Genomic DNA, 17,160 nt, shown 5'->3' on the forward strand with positions numbered 1-17,160 from the left:
TGCTACAAATTAGTAATATCACCCATCTTGAGCACTGGCAAGAAGATGGACATGATAATAAACCCAACAATAAGCCCCATCACCACGGTCATGATAGGACCAATCTTTGCCGTCAGGCCGTCAGTCAACTCTTTCAGCTCAACGTCGTAGTCGTGCCCAACGGTCAGCAGCATAGCACCAAGCTTGCCCGACTCTTCCCCCGTGCTAATCATATAGCTTGCAATACTGGGAAAAATGCCCGTCTGCTTAAGATACTTTGCTATCTTACCTTCTTTTATAATTTTATCACGCGCATCGCGCAATTTCTGTACCAGTACTCGATTTTCGACAATATTACACACAATGTCAAGCGCCTCGGCCAGGTTAACGCCGCTGTTAATCAGCATGCCCAGCGTTTTGCTAAATTGCACAATAGCTTTGGTACGCGAAAAATAAGCAGTCACGGGAAACTTTAATAAGATCTCATCAAACTTGTAGGCACCACTTTTGGTAGATTTCCAATACGTAAAGAGCACCACAATCAACAGCAAGCCACCTGCAATTTCAAGAAAGTGGTGCACCAAAAGATTCGACAGTGCCACCAAAATTTTGGTTGGAACAGGCAAGTCAGTCTTCATGCGCTTAAACATATCTTGCAACCGCGGTACCAACACCGTCAATAGCCCCACTACCACTAAGCCAGCAAATGACAACATCATAATTGGTTGCGACATTGCTTTCTTTACTTTTTTGCGCGTCTCTTCAGCACGTTCTAAATAATCGGTCAAGCTTTCTAAAATTGAATCTAAGTTACCGCTCGCTTCACCAGCGCGCACCAGCTGCACATAAACATTGGAAAAAACTTTGGGATATTTAGAAAGCTCTTTTGCAAACGGCTCACCAGATTTAACACCGTCGCGCACGCGAATAAGCAAGCGGTTAAAGCGCCCTTCAAATTGTTCAATCAACAACTCAAGTGCTTGCAACAGCGGGATACCCGCACGCAACAACACCGCCAGCTGCTTGGTAAACAACACAACAACTTTTACTTCAATAGGCCTTTCAAAAAGCATTTTGAGCGAAAAGCCACCGGCAGCAGCTGAGCCAGCCGTTATCTCTTTAATATTGACCGGCATGAGCCCCTGGCCTTGCAAAATTTCTTTGGCTGCGTGCAGAGACACTGCGTCGATGGTACCCGTCACACGGCCGCCCCGCCGATTAAAAGAATCATACTTATAAAGAGGCATTGCTCACGTGCTCCTCAACTCGTTTGAAATTCATATGGTAATTTCTTGCAAAGGTAGATAGTTCTCTGGTATGTTTTCGTAATTAATACACTATTTTAGCGTATTGTTACCAACCGCCAACCCCACTTTAGCAGAAAGGATTCCTGAATGAAAAGAAAAAAACTCTTTTTTCTTTCTCTTCTTTTCACAGCTCTTTTCTTACCGCTGCACTCACCGCTGCTGACTGCTCGCAAGACTTCTGTAAAAAAAGTAAAGTCACTACCCAAACAGCTCGACTTTGACGATGTTTTAGGAAAAGATATAACACCCTTGCAGTTTAGCACCAACAGTATTCGCAACTACTTTCGCAGCCTCAATTGCTCGCAACTGGCGTTGCGCAGCAGAACCAAAAAAGCAAAAGAGCATGACTTTAATTTATCGATGAATAAATTTATTAAAGAGATGTACAATGCCAGAAGTTATGCTCAAACACTCTCACAAGACGGAACTAACATTGTTGAATTTTTAACACTTGCGCACGAGCTCAACCTGGGGGCACATGAAGTTTATGTTGGCATGCGCTTGTTTAACCAAAAATTAAAAGCGTGGGACTGCGAACTGGTAGACAATACCGTTGTCTTACAAATTTTGCCTGCCTTTGCCGAAGCGCTGCCACACTATTTAAATAAAAAAGCAGTAAAAAATAGTAAAAAAAATGACCTGCGCTTTATCCGCCGCCACACCGAAAACTTGCTCATCTCACGCTTTACCGAAAAGTTTAGGTCGTTCAAAAAAGACCCCGACGTCTTTTTGTCTGATCTTTCGTACGATATTGCGGCAAGCATTAAAAAACAACTGCGCATTCACGAGCAAAAATCAGCCCAAGAAGAAGAAGAACAAGAAGTACGCACGCGCCTGCGCCAACAAACGGTTCGCTTTTTAGAAACCATGCTTACCAAACAAATTTGGAACTTTAGATCGCCAGAAGGTGTATGGGATTCTTTCTTAACCGTTGCCAATGATTTGCAACTGCTTGGCACCAACGGCGTTATTGACCACATGGACGATCTTGATGGCCTGCTATGGGACCACACCAACCGCTTTTGCTACTACCTTGACCTGACCGGTGGCGCTCAGCCAATGGATTTTTTTGACGAAATTGAACAAGATCTTGCTAATGGTGTTATTTACTTTTTAGAAGCTGATGAACAAGATGACGGTATAAAAACTAAAAAAGAAACATTGCTTGATGCACTGGCTCAAGCAAAAATGAAAGCTGTCGCTTTTGAACGCGGCATTATTTGTTAACTTTCTAACGTTTTTAAGGAGTTTTTTTAATGAAGAATTTTTCAAAAAATTTACAATACGCAGCCCTTTCTTTGCTTGTTGCAGTTACCATTGGCAGCCAAGCACACACAGCAACAGCTAGCAAAGCAGACACCACCAAAGCAAAAGATGCGTTTAATGCCGTCATTACACAAGTAGCATCGTCTCTCAATACTATCGGTTACAATGGTACTTCAATCGCTTCAGTACTTGCCAACCTGACTGATTTTATTGCTCGAGGACCAAAAGGTATACAAAAAACCAATACGGCAGCTGTTACACAGGCACAACAACTCGCAAGAAGCTTGAGAGAAGAACTTTTTTTTCATGATCGCACACTTGCTCATACAACCAATAAAAATATGCAAAAGATTATTGCAGGCACTGCATCAAACGGCTCACTGAGCATTATTGCCAGCGAATTTGACCAAGCAGTTAGTAGCATAAAATCTGCATAAAATTTTTATCGTTTTTAAAAAAGAGGCTGCTTTTAGACCGTTTCTAAAAGCAGCCTCTTTTTGCTTTATTCAGCCCATTTCTTCGACAAAACCCTCATTTTTTTGAGGCAAAAGCACGTTTAAATGTTTTCTATTTGAATTTATTGACTTTGCAAAGCCAAGCTCCCTATAATAAGTAATAAGAAGTAAAAATTACTTATTTGCGACAAAAAGTCCAAAACAGGAGACTTAAAATGAATCTTTCAAAAAACTTACTCTTTGCAGCCGTTGCCCTGCTTATTACAGCAACAGTTGGAAGCCAGGTACATGCTGCAGCGACAAGCACCAACATTACTACTGCAAAAAATGCTTTTAATAGCATAATCTTACGAACAAATAGCAGCTTAAAAAACGTTGGTTATACCGGCACCACTACCGCGCAAGCTTTGGGTAATTTAACCGCTTTCATTCAGAATGGCCTCAATATAGACATACCAAACGCAAACCAAACAAAAATTGCTCAAGCTCAAACAGCAGCAAAAAATCTTAAGACACAAATTACACTTGATAAAAGTTATCTTGACAGTAACACCGCGATTAACATTCAAAAGGTAATAAACGATGCCGCAGCAACCGGTGCCTTGGGTAAACTTTCAATAGGTTTTGCCAATGCAGTGAGGGCTATAACTATGGTTCAAGTAGCGATACAACAATAACCCTGGAGATTTATAATGATTTTTTCAAAACACTTACACCGTACCACCCTTTTCATACTCATTACAGCAGCTATTAGTAGTCAATTAGGCGCTCTAGACGTTATCCCTCGAGCTTCAATTACAACAGCCTCGGCACAAAATGCAGTCAACAAAATTGTTGACGAAGTCGGAGTGGCTCTTGATAAATGCCGTAGTGGGTATCCAATGGTCAAAACAGCAACACAACGTGATGCAACCATGTTCTTTCTTGGGTACTTTATTAACAATGGCCCAGGCTTGCCAAAAGGCACACAACAACCAGAAAGTAAAAAAATTACTAGAGCAAAAAATATAGCAGGCCAGATCAAAACATTAATTGAGTCCTATAATACAAGCCTGCAAAGCTCATCAGTCACAGCGAATCAAACACGTACAATAGAACAATCTGCAACCAACGGCCAGCTACGCAGCCTTACCAACAAGTTTAACAACTTAATCGCGGAGATGGCTCCATCACAAGGTTGGTAAAAAAGTTAGTACTAATAAAAAAGGCACCGTAAAATTGCGGTGCCTTTTTTTATTAGTAGTTTTTTTATTCTTGAAAGCGCTGCTGCACAACCGACCGCACACCCTGCGCATCAACGACTAATTCAAAATAACTCTGCTGCGCGTAGCGCATAACCAGCTCTCGGTCATGACAAATAATTAAGACTGTCAAGCCTGAGCTTGCAACAAGATCGTGTAAAAACAACATCACCATCTCTGCATTCTGTTCATCAAGCGCAGCCGTTGGTTCGTCGAGCAATAAAATGTTAGTCGATTTTTGCAACGCCATCAATATTGCCAAAATTTGCCGCTGCCCACCAGAGAGTAAATGTACCGGTTTTTTTATATCAATACCAAAACGCTGCACAAATGCTGGCACTGGTTTGTGAGCCGGTAGGCCCGCCAAACCGGGCTGTTCTGGCAAGTTGGCCAAGCGTAGGTTTTGTTCAAATGAAAGTTGATCAGCCAACATGACATCAAATTTTTGCTGAACCATGTTGATAGTGTTTAATGCGTTGTACTGCTCTTTGCTCGTCTCCAGCGTTTGCACGTTGCCATCAACAACTATCTGCCCCTGCACCACTTCCTGCTTTTCAAGCTTACCACGCAACAATCTAAACAGCGTAGATTTACCCGCGCCGTTAAAACCTCTGATAAAATGAATACGCCCTTTTTCAAAACTGACCGTTAAATCTTTAAAAAAGTATGGCGCTTGTGGCGCAAATTTAAAGTTGAGATGTTGAATTTCAAGTGCATGCGTCATAATTAAATCCCCAAATCATTAACGTTTCTACTCGTACGGCTTGAGCGAAAACGGTTGATGACCATCAACAAAACCAGCAGCGATTGCATCATGGTAAAATATTTTAAATTGAAGCCAATTTTGAGCAGCACCTGCTGCAGCGCACAGTAAACAACCAAGCCAATCAGCGGCACATTAACCGAAAATGAGCGCACAAAAAAGCACAACGATTTACCCAAAATAAGCGCCGTGATGCAAAACAGCGCCATACCAAAACCGGCGCTGGTGTCTACAAAGCCACTCGATTGCGCAACCAAATAGCCCGAAACTCCTGCAAGGCCGTTGGCAAGTGCCACGCCAGTTAGCACCACAAAGTTAGTGGATATACCATAGTTTTCAAAAAATTTTGGATTGTACCCAAAGACAGCACAGGCATAGCCAAGCTGCGTGCGCAGCAACAAAAACAAACCAGCCAACAATACTAAACCAACCATCAACAACATTATCAACTCTGGGTTTTTTACAAAGTACTCAGAAATAATCAGCGGATTGCGCAGGCCACTCAGCGAACGGTGCGCATTGCCCAAAACAAATTGGTTAACACCATGAAAAATACCAATCGTTAAAATACTTGAAAGCAAGTGTGGCACACGGCCGTACTGCGTGAGCAGCGCTGTCACCAGCCCCACCAACATGCCACCAGCAAAGCTTAACACAAAAATTATGGGCACGTACAAAAACATAGGCACGCCTTGACCAATAACCATAAAATTTGCTGCCAAAATTGAGCCAAAAACATACGCACTTTCTATGCTGATGTTGGGCACTTTTAACAACGAGAAAGCAATGTACCCGCCAAGAATGAGTGGCAGGTACATGCATAATTGTTCAAGAATAATGAGCGATACGTTAAGCATTACTTTCCTAATTTTTTAAGAGCTACTTTTTTGCCGTTCAAATCCTTCGACCCTTCGAGACAGAACTCTACGAGTTCTTCCTCAGGGCAGGCGGGAAGGGCCTTTAGCTCTGAGCTTGCCGAAGAATCAGGACGAACGGCTGAATAACTTGCCCTACGAAGCCCCGCTCGCCCTGAGCTTGTCGAAGGGTAAGGGCGCAGTAGGCACTATTCAAATCACCACACCCGAATTCATCAAGAACACTGTCTCGCGACTCAGCGGCAAGCCCTGCGCAGCAGCAGCTTGTGTGTTCAACTTAATTTTATTATTAGCCAGCGGTGTTGACGGAATGTTAGTTGGGTTCTTACCTTCATTCAAAATTAAGAGCGCTTTTTTAGCACCTTCAACACCAAAGTCATACTCTTCCACACCAAAACCAAGTGCCGCACCTTTTGCCGGAGAATCTAAATCAGTTGTGTAGAGCGTAACGCCATGTTGGTTGCACAGCTTAATTAAGCCTTCCAAGCCAGAAACAACCGTGTTATCTTTGAGTACCATAACTGCATCAACCGTGCTCATTGCGGAAGAAACTTTGCCATAAATTTCACTGGCAGCATAAACTTCCATACCCATAACTTCAATGCCGTGCACACCAGCCAAACGAACAATCTCTTCTTTATCTTTGCCAAAGCCACTGTTTGGATCGTACACCAGCAACATGCGCTTGGTTGAAGGCTTAAGCGCGTGCAAGAGCGCGAGCTGCAATTCATAATTTGTTACTTCAATAACACCGGTCACATTATTGTTGGAGGCTTGTTCCGCATCAATTATTCCACTACCAACAGGGTCGGAAACCGCACCAAAAACAATCGGTACCAACTGTTGTTTTTTAATACTTATTTCTTTAAGCATTTGGGCCGGTTGTCGAGCAATGGCAAATGCTAAGTCGTAGTTGCCTGCCAAAATTTCTTCAACTTGTGAGCGCATGAGCGAGCGGTTGCCGTTGGCATTGTACGTGGTGCATTCATAATTTGCCGTTGTATCTTGTTGCAAAGTTTTGCGGAAACCCTGTTCAATTTGTTCCAAACTTGGGTGCGTTACCGGCGTTAAAATGGCAACGCGATGCGTACGGGTTGCCGTTGCGTGCACAACCTTAGATTCTGGTGCGTAAAGCAGATATGCTAGGTAGCCAGTTAAACAAGCGTGGAGGCCAAAGATAGCAAGATAGAGTATTTTTTTCATAGTTTAATCTTTCTGATTTTTGCCCTTCGAGACACCCCGCTTCGCTAAAAGCTTCGCAAGGTTCCTCAGGGAGGGCGGAGAATGTGAATGTTTTTTATACTTGTTCGTTACTCATAAAGTTATTACAGATTTTCAAATTAGTTTTTTCTTTTTTTGCTGCAATGATGTTCGCACTGCTGTATCAAACAATGTTACAACAATTTACTTCACGACGCTACTTTCCCCGTTCTCCCTGAGGAGCCTGACGAAGCTTTTAGCGAAGACAGGCGTCTCGAAGGGTCGGGCGCAGAAACAAAATAATTTGATTGAAATGATATGATTAGCGCCACCAGCGCCAAGAAAGAACAGAAAAAGAAAGACATGCAAAAGATGAGACCACAAGCGGTCTGGAGTTAAAAGCGTTATGGCTGAGTACTGCGTAATGAGCCATGGCATATCCTTTCATCTTAAAAAACAAACGTCTCAACTTTTTTGAGTGTAGCACGCTGCAGCAAAAAAAGAAAACCACCCATAAAAACTATGTTTTTTTCTCAAAAATACGACGAAACGTTTGCCAACGGGCAGCACCTGGTGCAACAACATGACCACAGCGGTAGAACAAAATTCTCCAAAGGACTTTTGCAGAATCTTCGTATACGCACAGGAGAAATGGCTCGGGATCTTTCTTAAATTTAGAACACTGGTGCTCTGTCAACCGATACTCGTACATCAGATGCTCATCATCAATGCCAATCGGTTTGTGTATGACTTGCACAAAGTCAGAAAGCACCATCACCGCGACCCCTTTTCTAGGAACATAGTTACTATCATCTCGCCAGTGACTACAAAAAATAAGACCCGTAGACTTCATCCGCACATTGAAAGCTTGATCCCATACTCGTTCAAATGTGCCACGAAGGCCCAATCGACTTTGTACCTCAGGTAAGGGAATTGGAAAGCTCAAATCTAAGGCAGAAGAAGCAGAATATGCACCGTGAATACTCGTCAGAGCAGTCACAAAAAGCATCGTGGCAACAAAGAGAAATTTCATGTATACATCCTTGCTAATATTTTTACTGAATTAAACCGTAATACATGGTGGAACGGGAGTCTACAAAAAAAATATCTCTTTGAAAAGCATTATATAAAGGCAGTCATTTACAAATTTGCTAACTCACCGGCCAATGTTGCAAGTTTTGCTTTGAGAGCTTTAAGCGACTTTTTGAGTTGTTTAAGAGGTGCTTTTGTGCCACTCTTGGGCTTGCCCGTACCACCAGAACCAGTGCCACCAGACGGCGGCACCAAACCAACTTTCTTTGATTCCGGATACACATGACCAGGAAATTTTGTTGCCAAAAATGCAAGCTTGGCTGCCTTATCTTTAGCTTCTGATTCATTGACATAAAACCACACAGAATTGCCCGCACTGTCAACAGCATTCAACGCATCGTTATTTTTGAGATGATTAAAAATTTCTGTAAAGTGTTTTTTAAAGGGTTCCTCCTTGGACATGAAGGCAACATAGTGCAAAAGTTTAGGATTGTTCCCACCAAACTTCTTATTAAAATCTTTTTGGCCCTGCGTAGGTTCAGCCCTACCTCTGCGCCCCATCTTTCCTAACGGACTAAACAACTCTGTTCCATCAAATCCATCAAATTTATAAACGTGGCCCACACCACTCAAATATGATTCGAAGCTAGCGCCTTGATAAATTATATTGGCAATGTTTTCCATACGTTCGGCTTCAGTTGCACCGCCAACCACACCACCCCCCGTACTTGGCGGAGTTGCAGGACCCGTTGCAGGACTCTTGGGCACAGGCAATCTCAAAACCTTTGCCAACACACCCGGCAATGGATCGGCAACCGCCCACCCTTTTGCCGTCTTGTCAAGCAGGGCATCTGTGAGCGTTTGTTGTACGCTCATTCCCACTTTGTTTGTTTTGTTTTGGGCATGAGGCCAGATTTCAAGAATACTTTGTATCGCATCAATTTTGGTAAGCGTCTCCTGACCGATCTTGCTTACAAGAGCGTCAAGCGCGTTATTCTTCAAGGGTTTAAGTTGAGCAAGCAACAAATGAAGCGGCGTGTTGCCATTGGCATCTTGCGCGTTCACATCCACACCGCTGTTAATGAGCTGCTTGCACAAATCAACATAAAGCGCTTGTGCGGCATCATGCAGCGGCGTTGTACTGCTCGCTGCCGCGTGTGTGGAACGTACCAATAACATGTTAAGCAAAAATAAGAAGACCACACACGCATTGTTCATATCACTATCTCCACAATTTAGAAACCAACAAATTTTTACGGTGCAGCCAGCAAGCACCAGCCGCACCATTTTTTTAAATTATTACAGTCCTGCCAACTTGCCCGCTAATGTTGCCAATTTTGCTTTGAGAGCTTTGAGCGATTGCTTGAGTTGTTTGAGTGGTGTTTTTGCGCCAGCACCGCCGCCACCGCCCGTACCGCCGCCGCCTGCAGATACTCCCACGCCCGGCGCAAGAGCATGCAATTTATCTTTTAGCGCCTGAAACGCACCTGAACCATCTGCATCTGCTCCACCTTTCATATGATGTTTAAAATGTGCAGCAAATGAACCTTTGCTTAATAAAGCTTCTTGATCATCACCAGCTTTGTTTTTAATTTTTTTGGCACCTTGTGCAATTAAATAATCAACAATATCAACTTGTTGTACAGCATCCCCAGCACTTCCCGGATTGCGTAAAAAAACACAATGCAATGGCGTGTTACCAACATTATTGACCGCGTTCACATCAGCGCCCTTACTAACTAGTTCTATGCATACCTGAGATTTTCCAGCTCTCGCGGCAACGTGCAATGCCGTATTACCATCGCTATCTACAGCATCAACCTTGGCACCAGCAGTTAGTAATGTTTTACATCCGAAAGCCCATCCGGCCTCAGCTGCAATATGCAACGGATTTCCTTTTTCAATATCAATGCCTGGCACTTTAAGAACAAACTCTAAACGATCTTGCCTAGTAGCATCCATAGCAAATTTCATTAAAAGCGTCTGGCCATTATAATCAACTTCGTTAATCTTTTTTTGTAATTCAAGATCTTTTAATACATTTTCAAAACTAATACCAAGTTGACCATCAAATTTTAAATACCAAAATAAAAGGTATCTCGAGGCCAAAATTGCATAAAACGATGCTGCATTGTACTCAGCAGATTTTGATACTACTAAACCTCCAAGTGCTTGCATAAAATTGCAAGGTCCATCGGGTTTCTCGGCCAAGTCATCATAACCTTTAACTTTAAATTCAACTTCGGCACCTTCTGCTAAGAATTTGTGAATCGTGTAAACAGTATTTTTTTGGACAGCAACCACAATAGGCCTTATGCCTTGGTTGTCTGCTTGATTCACAAAATTTTTAAAATCAACAATATCTACACATTCTTGCCCAGTATCCCCAAAGAATTTTGTCAATACACGAGTTATAGCATCATGCGCAAGATCAAATGCAGCAACATAATGTAAGATATTTCTACCGCCATGACTCTTATAAGTTTTAAAAAAATCTTTAAAAGTAGTACCAAGCCAGTGAATTTTATCACGCTCCCCAGAAGCATATGTTATAATATCGGGCCCCCCCGTATCAGCAGTCTTCAAAACATCAGCATTCACAAGATTGCCAAAAACTATTTTAAAAAGATCCATTGAAGATTTTTGTGCAACATAATGCAAAAGTTTTGGCTTCATATGAGACCAAATATTAAACTCTTCTTTTCTTTTAAATGCTGCTGGCTCATGCCCAGCAACAAACTTTTCATTGGAATCAAAATAAAATTCTTCTTGCCCCGTAAATTTGTAGCCACCAACCAATGCTGCCTGAAGAGCAACGTTATTGTTCTTATAAATTGCATCAGAAATTGCCGGATCCATGATTGGTGCAGCACCGTGCGCCAACCCCGCACTCAACAAACAAACAAACAAACAAACGAACAAACGGCTTCTTCATTAAACTACCCTCTCAAAAAAACACACGCTTTAAAAAAGTACAAAGCATCCGCGCGCACACGCGCGGGCAACAAAATTTACCGACGTCTGTCAACAACTTCAGTGTTATGAAATACCGTCTTCCAAACTCTTTTCACAATCTCAAGCACAACAAAATTCATTGCTACTACCGTCATAATCCAGCGCAAGAAAACAGAATTTGGCGTAACAAAACTCAAAACTGATTGGCCAAATTGGGTATATGGTAACGAGATTGCCGAAACAGCAGCAACACATAAAAAGATAAGCAATAAGTTGGACGGCCTACTTGTTCTAAAAAATATAGCTTTACTGCGCAAGGCAAAAAACAAAAACAGCTCAGAAGCAATGCTGTACAAAAACCAATGCGTTTGCAAAACAGCCGCCGGCTCTTTGTAAAGCTTTGAGAAAAATGAAAAGTCGAACAAGCTACAAACAAAGCCGATTGTCGTAATTGAAATAAATAACGACTTCATGTTGTACCGCTCGGGGCGGGTAATTTCTGAAGCATCAACCGTATCAGTTGCAATAAAAATAAGCGGAAGGTCAGCCAAAATATTTAAGCACAAGAGCTGGATTGGCAGCATAGGCAAGTGCGGTAGCAACAGGGCGGCAATAGAAATGGTAAAGAAATTACTAAACGTTGATGTCAACGTAACGCGCAAATATTTAAGCGTGTTAAAAAACACCTTCCGGCCTTCCACAACACCGTCCAAAATAACGCCAATCCTATTTTCCAACAAAATAATGTCAGCCGCATCCTTGGCCAAATCAGTCGCGTTGGGGACCGCAATACCCACCGCAGCCTGCTTAAGCGCTGGTGCATCGTTCACGCCATCACCCAAAAAACCAACCGTATATTTTTCGCTCAACAAACTTACAATCCGATACTTATCTTCTGGCGATATGCGCGCAAACGCATGATACTTTTCTGCCGCTTCGCGCTGCTCAGGCTCAGACAACGCACTAAACTCACTGCCCAGCATAACATCGTGCGGCGATGTTAACAGACCAACTTTATAACCAACAGCACCCACCACTTCGGGTGCATCTCCAGACAAAATCTTGATATCTATTTTGAGCTTTGCTGCGTACTTAATAGCATCGTGCGCGGTTGCTTTTATGGGGTCGGAAAAAGAAACGAGCCCAACAAAATCTACCTCTTTTTCAACATGCAAAAGATCGTCTGGCTTGGTGGTAAACTGCTTATGCCCAATAGCAATAATGCGCCTGCCCTCGCCACCTTGATTGGCAATCCATGCCAATATTTGCTCATCTTCTTTAAAATTACATAACGCAAAAATATCTTCATACGCACCGCGCACAATCAAATGGTACGCTTCGCTTTCTTTTACCAAGCTGGCGGTACGACGACGCTGTGGGTCAAACGGCACATAATCGAGCCGCTCGATATTTTCAACGTGACTGCTGCCATTTTTTTCAAGATAAGCAACCAGCGCATTGTCAAACGATTGGTGCGATTGCGCAAAGCGTGCACCCGCAAACGTGGCATACCCTATCACCTGCTTTTCATCGTACGGCTTGTAGGCAAAAATATCGGCAACTTCCATAATGCTTTCGGTGATAGTGCCGGTTTTGTCGGTACATAAAATTTCGATACTGCCCAAGTCATCAATTGCTGAAAGCCGTTTTACCACAACCTGCTTTGCTGTCATAATGCGGGCTGCATACGCCAACGAAAAGTTGATCACCACTTGCAGCGCTTCTGGAATTACTGCCACCGCCAAACTGATAGAAAAAATAAGCATGTGCACAAAATCAAACTCATCGCCTTTTACCAAGAAGTTAACGAAAAAGACAATCCCCAACGTCAGCACAACCAAGTACAAAATAAACGTGCTAATTGTTTTAATATCTTGTGAAAAGCGACTTGATGGTGCCGACTTGGTGGTCAAGCGTGCAACACGGCCAAAGGTTGTTTCAGTACCAATAGCAACAACAACTCCTTTTGCCTGACCACTTACTACTGTGGTCCCGGTAAAGGCCATATTTTTTGCTTCAAAAACCTGCTCAATATTTTCAAGCTTATCAACAGACTTTTCAACAGGAACCGATTCTCCGGTCAAACTCGACTCATCAATAGTCACGTGCTCTGCTTCTATCAACCGCATGTCTGCCGTAATCAAGTCGCCCGGCTCAAGAAATACAATGTCACCCGGCACCAGCAATGAACTGTCTACCAGCATCTCTTTGCCATCACGCAGCACCTTCATCTCGTACGTCACATATTTTTTAAGCATCTGCATAGTACGCTGAGCAAAAAATTCTTGATAAAAACCAAGAACTGCCATAATGCCCACAAACAGGAGAATCATCCCGCTATTTAAATATTCACCCAAAAAAAATGATATAACCGCACCAATAAGAAGCAGATAAACAAATGAAGAAGCAAATTGCCGCGCAAGCATATGCCACCATTTGTTGCTACTAGACTGCAAAACATTAAGACCGTACTGTTGACGTCGTTTTTTTATTTCAAGCGCAAACAATCCGGTTTCAAGCGACGTCTCCAGCTCTTTTACTACCTCTGCGCCAGTTTTTCCGGCTGCTGTAGAAAATATCATAATTCCCCCTCAATTTTACAAAAAATTATCGTTACAGCGAAAAGGATTTCTTATAATTTCGAACAATTCTTAGCAAGAAATCAATAGTTTGCATTGACGGCACGTATCTGATCATAATTTGACGAGCACCCAGAAATTGATCTTTGATTTAGGTTGTGTACCAACTCCGTTTTCCCTGAGGAGCTCGAAGAGCGTCTCGAAGGGTCGTTTCTTCTGCAAAATTTTTACCCTTCGAGACGCATGTCTACGCCATGCTCCTCAGGGAGAACGGGGCAAAAAACAAATCAAAACCGCAAAAGTAATATTGTAATATTAACTTTAAACCAAGGAAATCTGATGACGCCATTTTTTGATCGCCACGATGCTGGGAAAAAGCTTGCTCACGCGCTGCACGAATATAAAGATGTTGCAAATGCGCTCGTACTGGGGTTACCGCGAGGCGGGGTTGAAGTTGCAGCCGTGGTTGCAGCAGAATTGAACGCACCACTCGACATTGTTGTCTCACGAAAAATTGGCGCACCTGGCAACCCAGAGCTGGCAGTTGGCGCCGTCAGCCAAGACGGTAAAACATTTATTGATGATGCAACAGTAGATTTATTAAGTATCAGCAAAGAAACATTGGCTGAGTTAACTGCTACAGAAAAAAAAGAGGCAGAGCAACGCGTAGAAACCTACCGAGCCGACCTGCCTGAACAAGATTTTACGGGCAAAACAGTGATTGTAGTTGATGACGGCATTGCCACTGGTTTTACTATGCTGGCAGCACTTGCTACCGTTAAAAAACTTGGCGCAGTGCAAGTTATTGCAGCCGTGCCAGTTGCCTCACAAGACGCACTTGCACAACTCAAGCGCACGGCTGACCATGTTGTTGTGTTGCACACGCCAGACCACTTTACCGCCATCAGCACCTACTATCACAAGTTTCCTCAAGTTTCAGATGCGCAGGTTATTGCAATCTTGCATCCAACACCTGAAGAAATTTAAACTGATTTATGCGCCTGAATTAACCATATCAGTTGGGTTTAAACCCGCATGATTTACAGAGCTCAGTACAAAGGTTGAAAAACAATCTTCCACGCCTTCTGGACAAAACTGAGAAAGGCAGTGCCACACATCGGGAAACGAGAACCCTGAATGGCGGCAAACATCCATTGCCGCTTGAAAAGGCTCTGCAGGGCACAGGCCAAGAGTAGTATTGCCAACCGCTTGACTCATCCCATTTTGCGCAACTTCAACCAATGCCGCAGGACCTTGCGTAAACGCACACTCGTTGAAATAAGGATAGCAGGTACCAGCAATATCACATGCATATTCAATAAACGACGATGCACTAGGAACTACATTTGAAACAATCTCTTGTGCACACTGAGCACCCTTGCATGCCTGCTCGATAAGCGTTCCACCTTGAATAAAATTTGACAATTCACCAGCACCTTCACTAATCGGATCAGTAATGGTGGTTACATTGTTAAGTAACCACGTGCACAAAGAACCCGCACCTTCACACAACGTTGTCAGCACCTCTGGGTATTGACACAAAAGTACGCCAAGAGCAGCTACCGCCACGCCCAAAACAATACCCAAACCACCATGCGCTTTTTTTTCTTCAGACAGCTGTTCAATAATCTCTTCTGGCGCTGCACCGTTTTTGTACAGCGTTAAACACTTTTCTACAAAAGCTTTATCCTGCATTAATGTTACCACTGCCTCATTAACATCTGCCGGAGCATGCATTACGGCATGAGCTTGAAAAGAAAACAGACAAACAGCTAACAAAAGTACTCTCTTCATGAAAATCTCCCTTGCACCTTTTTTGGTGCGATAAATAATAAGAAATGATACAAAAAATTAAAGATATTCATACTGCGAATATGAATTTTCCGAAGTCGCAACGCACGTAGCTATGTTCATACTCTCTGGGCAAAACTGGGCAAAGCAGTCTCGGTCGGGCAACCATGTACCAGAAACCTGACGACACACATCGATTACCTGAGCAAAAGGATTTACTGGGCATATAGTAAGATTACTAGCTGATTCACGCATCCCATCTTGCGCAATTTCAACTAGTTTTGTTGGTCCATACTCAAACGCACATTCGTTGAAATATTCGTAGCATGTATTAGCAGTATTGCAAACTTGAGTAACAATATCTGAACAAGACTGCGCAGCGTCATCGTCAACTTCAGGTACAGCATTGTCAAAAAACCAACTGCACAAAGAGCTAGTACCTTCATACAAACTTGTTGCCAATGCTGGGTTGCACCACAAAAAAATACTCAACACCGAAACCACAACCAAACTACCAAGCACTAAAGCATTGCCATGAGCTTTCTTTTCTTCAGACAACTGTTCAATAATCTCTTCTGGCGCTGCACCGTTTTGGTAAAGTGTTAAACACTTTTCTACAAAAGCTTTATCCTGCATCAATGTTACCACTGCCTCGTTAACATCTGCCGGAGCATGCATGGCTGCATGAGCTTGGAAAGAAAACAAACAAACAGCTAACAAAAGTACCTTCTTCATTACGGAATCTCCCTTGCACCTTTTTTGGTGCGATAAAAAAATAAGAAACGATACACAACTTGTAGGCACTTCATGAAATTATGAAGTGCCTACGTTCAAAAATTAAGTATTTCTCGTGTCTGGAGCAACAAGCCAACGCTTGTTTTCCATATCATACGTCATCGGTTGTCGAGGTCTCGCGTTAACAGCCTCATGAATGCCCCAAAAAGTGAACATCCCACCTACAAATCCAACAAAACCTGCCAAAATCGCGGCCATAGCAGTTTCCATGGCTGCTTGAGTCATTCCATGTACCACATATGCCTGCTTATCATCACACTGCAGCAACTGCTTAACAATCTGCTCAGGCGTTTCGCCATTTTGGTACAACGCAAGACACGTTTTCATAAGCTCACTATCTTGCATCAATGCTGCAACTTGTGCTTCAACAGGCGTTGAAGCCTGTGCCTGCAATGCGCACAATGTAAAAACAAATATCATTATCTTTTTCATAAAAAACTCCTTCGTGTAACAAGATGTAAAATAACTTATACTTCTTCCAATAAACAAAACTCGCGTAGTGAATTTGGCCAGCAATGATACAAAAAATACCCACCACCAACGAAAAGGCCAACAATGCCCAAAGCCAATGCGGCACCCTGAAATGCCGAAAAAATTTCAATAAGATGTGCTCTAGACTCCGGATCATCAACTCGCAAACACGCAGCCAAGTCAACAAGCTCTTCCTGCCCAGAATCTGCAAGCAGCATTGGGCAACTATTTGCATCCTTTTGCATTATCCCCGTCTGTACTTCATAAGACCTTCCCTGGCTCATACCACCACACATACTCAGCACAACAATCAACACAACAAGCGACTTCATAGACACTCCCTCCCAGTACATAGAGCACATACGCTCCAACTAACTTCCGACCATGTCGGGAGCTAGTTTAAACAGCTGAGAGAGCCATCTGTAAATAAAGCGCTAAATCAACAGTCAGC

The 17,160-nt window shown here is 42.9% G+C and carries 17 protein-coding genes; 5 read left to right on the top strand and 12 right to left on the bottom strand.

From position 1 onward, the window contains the following. Window positions 1-2: 2 nt before the first annotated feature. Window positions 3-1,226 (bottom strand): type II secretion system F family protein, encoded by a 1,224-nt coding sequence (locus K2W90_01120; protein ID MBY0352949.1) that lies wholly within the window; start codon window positions 1,224-1,226, stop codon window positions 3-5. 147 nt (window positions 1,227-1,373) lie between these two features. On the opposite strand from K2W90_01120, the gene K2W90_01125 reads away from it, so the two are divergent. The 4 genes from K2W90_01125 (at window position 1,374) to K2W90_01140 (ending at window position 4,191) form a co-directional block, all read left to right on the top strand. Then, window positions 1,374-2,513: a hypothetical protein gene (locus K2W90_01125; protein ID MBY0352950.1), complete on the top strand. Its 1,140-nt coding sequence runs from the start codon at window positions 1,374-1,376 to the stop codon at window positions 2,511-2,513. A 29-nt stretch (window positions 2,514-2,542) separates the two neighbouring features. Continuing rightward, the gene (locus K2W90_01130; GenBank protein MBY0352951.1) at window positions 2,543-2,989 is read left to right on the top strand and encodes a hypothetical protein; all 447 of its coding nucleotides are present in this window, start codon (window positions 2,543-2,545) and stop codon (window positions 2,987-2,989) included. Between the two features lie 233 nt (window positions 2,990-3,222). Then, window positions 3,223-3,684, top strand: a complete 462-nt coding sequence (locus tag K2W90_01135; protein MBY0352952.1) for a hypothetical protein — start codon at window positions 3,223-3,225, stop codon at window positions 3,682-3,684. A gap of 15 nt (window positions 3,685-3,699) precedes the next feature. Continuing rightward, entirely contained in the window at window positions 3,700-4,191 is a 492-nt protein-coding gene (locus K2W90_01140) for a hypothetical protein (GenBank protein MBY0352953.1), read from the top strand. A 64-nt stretch (window positions 4,192-4,255) separates the two neighbouring features. On the opposite strand, the gene K2W90_01145 is transcribed toward K2W90_01140, so the two are convergent. The 7 genes from K2W90_01145 to K2W90_01175 all read right to left on the bottom strand — a co-directional run bounded on the left by K2W90_01145 (window position 4,256) and on the right by K2W90_01175 (window position 13,655). Beyond that, a complete protein-coding gene (locus tag K2W90_01145; GenBank protein MBY0352954.1) occupies window positions 4,256-4,972 on the bottom strand; it encodes an energy-coupling factor ABC transporter ATP-binding protein in 717 nt (238 codons plus the stop codon). Window positions 4,973-4,974: 2 nt separating this feature from the next. Further along, window positions 4,975-5,868, bottom strand: coding sequence for a hypothetical protein (locus tag K2W90_01150; GenBank protein MBY0352955.1), 894 nt, complete (start codon window positions 5,866-5,868; stop codon window positions 4,975-4,977). Between the two features lie 210 nt (window positions 5,869-6,078). Next, the gene (locus K2W90_01155) at window positions 6,079-7,089 is read right to left on the bottom strand and encodes an ABC transporter substrate-binding protein (protein ID MBY0352956.1); all 1,011 of its coding nucleotides are present in this window, start codon (window positions 7,087-7,089) and stop codon (window positions 6,079-6,081) included. Between the two features lie 517 nt (window positions 7,090-7,606). After that, window positions 7,607-8,119, bottom strand: coding sequence for a hypothetical protein (locus tag K2W90_01160; GenBank protein ID MBY0352957.1), 513 nt, complete (start codon window positions 8,117-8,119; stop codon window positions 7,607-7,609). A gap of 107 nt (window positions 8,120-8,226) precedes the next feature. After that, window positions 8,227-9,336: an ankyrin repeat domain-containing protein gene (locus K2W90_01165; protein MBY0352958.1), complete on the bottom strand. Its 1,110-nt coding sequence runs from the start codon at window positions 9,334-9,336 to the stop codon at window positions 8,227-8,229. A gap of 81 nt (window positions 9,337-9,417) precedes the next feature. After that, window positions 9,418-11,040 carry an ankyrin repeat domain-containing protein gene (locus K2W90_01170; protein ID MBY0352959.1) on the bottom strand — a complete coding sequence of 541 codons (1,623 nt, stop codon included), beginning with the start codon at window positions 11,038-11,040 and terminating at the stop codon, window positions 9,418-9,420. A gap of 89 nt (window positions 11,041-11,129) precedes the next feature. Then, window positions 11,130-13,655 carry a cation-transporting P-type ATPase gene (locus K2W90_01175; GenBank protein MBY0352960.1) on the bottom strand — a complete coding sequence of 842 codons (2,526 nt, stop codon included), beginning with the start codon at window positions 13,653-13,655 and terminating at the stop codon, window positions 11,130-11,132. Window positions 13,656-13,991: 336 nt separating this feature from the next. Between K2W90_01175 and K2W90_01180 the strand changes: the two genes are divergently transcribed. Then, entirely contained in the window at window positions 13,992-14,639 is a 648-nt protein-coding gene (locus tag K2W90_01180; GenBank protein MBY0352961.1) for a hypothetical protein, read from the top strand. A 6-nt stretch (window positions 14,640-14,645) separates the two neighbouring features. On the opposite strand, the gene K2W90_01185 is transcribed toward K2W90_01180, so the two are convergent. From K2W90_01185 to K2W90_01200, 4 genes are all read right to left on the bottom strand, one after another. Next, on the bottom strand, window positions 14,646-15,446 hold the full coding sequence (locus K2W90_01185) for a hypothetical protein (protein ID MBY0352962.1): 801 nt from the start codon (window positions 15,444-15,446) through the stop codon (window positions 14,646-14,648). Window positions 15,447-15,503: 57 nt separating this feature from the next. Then, entirely contained in the window at window positions 15,504-16,178 is a 675-nt protein-coding gene (locus tag K2W90_01190; protein MBY0352963.1) for a hypothetical protein, read from the bottom strand. Window positions 16,179-16,280: 102 nt separating this feature from the next. Continuing rightward, entirely contained in the window at window positions 16,281-16,670 is a 390-nt protein-coding gene (locus tag K2W90_01195) for a hypothetical protein (GenBank protein MBY0352964.1), read from the bottom strand. 35 nt (window positions 16,671-16,705) lie between these two features. Continuing rightward, on the bottom strand, window positions 16,706-17,041 hold the full coding sequence (locus tag K2W90_01200; GenBank protein MBY0352965.1) for a hypothetical protein: 336 nt from the start codon (window positions 17,039-17,041) through the stop codon (window positions 16,706-16,708). Window positions 17,042-17,160 lie beyond the last annotated feature (119 nt).

The organism is Candidatus Babeliales bacterium (genome assembly GCA_019749895.1).
In the GTDB taxonomy this organism is placed as follows: domain Bacteria; phylum Babelota; class Babeliae; order Babelales; family RVW-14; genus AaIE-18.

What these genes read in the sequence shown, in the direction of transcription:
- K2W90_01120 (MBY0352949.1), bottom strand. Translation starts at nt 1,226, where the DNA reads ATGCCTCTTTATAAGTATGATTCTTTTAATCGGCGGGGCGGCCGTGTG.
- K2W90_01125 (MBY0352950.1), top strand. Translation starts at nt 1,374, where the DNA reads ATGAAAAGAAAAAAACTCTTTTTTCTTTCTCTTCTTTTCACAGCTCTT.
- K2W90_01130 (MBY0352951.1), top strand. Translation starts at nt 2,543, where the DNA reads ATGAAGAATTTTTCAAAAAATTTACAATACGCAGCCCTTTCTTTGCTT.
- K2W90_01135 (MBY0352952.1), top strand. Translation starts at nt 3,223, where the DNA reads ATGAATCTTTCAAAAAACTTACTCTTTGCAGCCGTTGCCCTGCTTATT.
- K2W90_01140 (MBY0352953.1), top strand. Translation starts at nt 3,700, where the DNA reads ATGATTTTTTCAAAACACTTACACCGTACCACCCTTTTCATACTCATT.
- K2W90_01145 (MBY0352954.1), bottom strand. Translation starts at nt 4,972, where the DNA reads ATGACGCATGCACTTGAAATTCAACATCTCAACTTTAAATTTGCGCCA.
- K2W90_01150 (MBY0352955.1), bottom strand. Translation starts at nt 5,868, where the DNA reads ATGCTTAACGTATCGCTCATTATTCTTGAACAATTATGCATGTACCTG.
- K2W90_01155 (MBY0352956.1), bottom strand. Translation starts at nt 7,089, where the DNA reads ATGAAAAAAATACTCTATCTTGCTATCTTTGGCCTCCACGCTTGTTTA.
- K2W90_01160 (MBY0352957.1), bottom strand. Translation starts at nt 8,119, where the DNA reads ATGAAATTTCTCTTTGTTGCCACGATGCTTTTTGTGACTGCTCTGACG.
- K2W90_01165 (MBY0352958.1), bottom strand. Translation starts at nt 9,336, where the DNA reads ATGAACAATGCGTGTGTGGTCTTCTTATTTTTGCTTAACATGTTATTG.
- K2W90_01175 (MBY0352960.1), bottom strand. Translation starts at nt 13,655, where the DNA reads ATGATATTTTCTACAGCAGCCGGAAAAACTGGCGCAGAGGTAGTAAAA.
- K2W90_01180 (MBY0352961.1), top strand. Translation starts at nt 13,992, where the DNA reads ATGACGCCATTTTTTGATCGCCACGATGCTGGGAAAAAGCTTGCTCAC.
- K2W90_01185 (MBY0352962.1), bottom strand. Translation starts at nt 15,446, where the DNA reads ATGAAGAGAGTACTTTTGTTAGCTGTTTGTCTGTTTTCTTTTCAAGCT.
- K2W90_01190 (MBY0352963.1), bottom strand. Translation starts at nt 16,178, where the DNA reads ATGAAGAAGGTACTTTTGTTAGCTGTTTGTTTGTTTTCTTTCCAAGCT.
- K2W90_01195 (MBY0352964.1), bottom strand. Translation starts at nt 16,670, where the DNA reads ATGAAAAAGATAATGATATTTGTTTTTACATTGTGCGCATTGCAGGCA.
- K2W90_01200 (MBY0352965.1), bottom strand. Translation starts at nt 17,041, where the DNA reads ATGAAGTCGCTTGTTGTGTTGATTGTTGTGCTGAGTATGTGTGGTGGT.